Origin of the sequence: Clostridium sp. FS41 (assembly GCF_000954015.1) — a bacterium.
In the GTDB taxonomy this organism is placed as follows: Bacteria; Bacillota; Clostridia; order Lachnospirales; family Lachnospiraceae; genus Enterocloster; species Enterocloster citroniae.
Window position 1 is genome coordinate 1 of record NZ_JYHN01000031.1, and the last position, 792, is coordinate 792.

Annotated in this window: 2 protein-coding genes; both read right to left on the minus strand. The window is 45.8% G+C overall.

Features of this window, described 5'->3' with window-relative positions; all coding sequences use genetic code 11:
* Positions 1 to 60: 60 nt before the first annotated feature.
* A complete protein-coding gene (locus tag CLFS41_RS04275; RefSeq protein ID WP_045091571.1) occupies positions 61 to 369 on the minus strand; it encodes a hypothetical protein in 309 nt (102 codons plus the stop codon).
* Positions 350 to 673 carry a hypothetical protein gene (locus tag CLFS41_RS04280; RefSeq protein WP_045091572.1) on the minus strand — a complete coding sequence of 108 codons (324 nt, stop codon included), beginning with the start codon at positions 671 to 673 and terminating at the stop codon, positions 350 to 352. The genes CLFS41_RS04275 and CLFS41_RS04280 overlap by 20 nt, the downstream gene beginning before the upstream one ends.
* Positions 674 to 792 lie beyond the last annotated feature (119 nt).

Sequence of the window (792 nt, forward strand, 5' to 3'; positions counted from 1 at the left end):
ACAGCGATTCCTTCTTCAATCATCCCTCTGCCTCCTCCGCTAAATCTGTGTTTACCACTTCTAGTCTTCTGGGATGCAGTCCAGCGCCAGCCTCGCAAACATATTGGTCTCCTCCTGCGCCTCGGTGTATTCTTTTTGCGCGGCCTCTACCCGGTCTCCAAGTGCTCCATCTATATAACCGGACTCTTTCCACATCTCGGCAATCTCCATCCATTTGTTTCTTTTTTCTTCCTCTGTCTTCCGACATGCTTTGTAAAGTTCGTAAAATCTTTTTGCTACCCGTCTGTCTGTCCCCATATTTTCCTCCTGTGTCGCAGATAATTCTATCTGGCCATCACATTCATAATGATCAAATACTTCTAATCCCATGGTTCCCGTCCTCCGCTAAATGGGCACTTTCTTCTCTTTTTACAGGGCTTATAAGCCCACATGCCTCTGCCAGTTCATTAATAGCAGCTTCCCGGCGCTTCCTATTCCCCTGTGCATGTTTTAAATCCAGGTCATAGAGGTAATCGCTATCTTTCTTTATCCGCTTAATTGCCGCTGCCATCCTTCCGCCTGAGTTATGCTTTTTTACGGCTTCATATAATCCTGGCTTGGTATATCCAAGCATACTGGCAAAGCATGTGACCGACACATCAAATGCTCCTGCTATCTCCACTAAATTTGCCACTTTACCATCTCCTCTTATTTCAGTAAAAACCTTTACTGTTTCCGTTTTTTTGGTAAATAGTTAGTCCGCTAAATGGGCATCTTGGTGTGTGGCTGCTCTGCCAGCAGTTCCCCCACTGC

Coding starts and splice junctions, on each gene's coding strand:
- CLFS41_RS04275 (WP_045091571.1), bottom strand. CDS start 369: ATGGGATTAGAAGTATTTGATCATTATGAATGTGATGGCCAGATAGAA.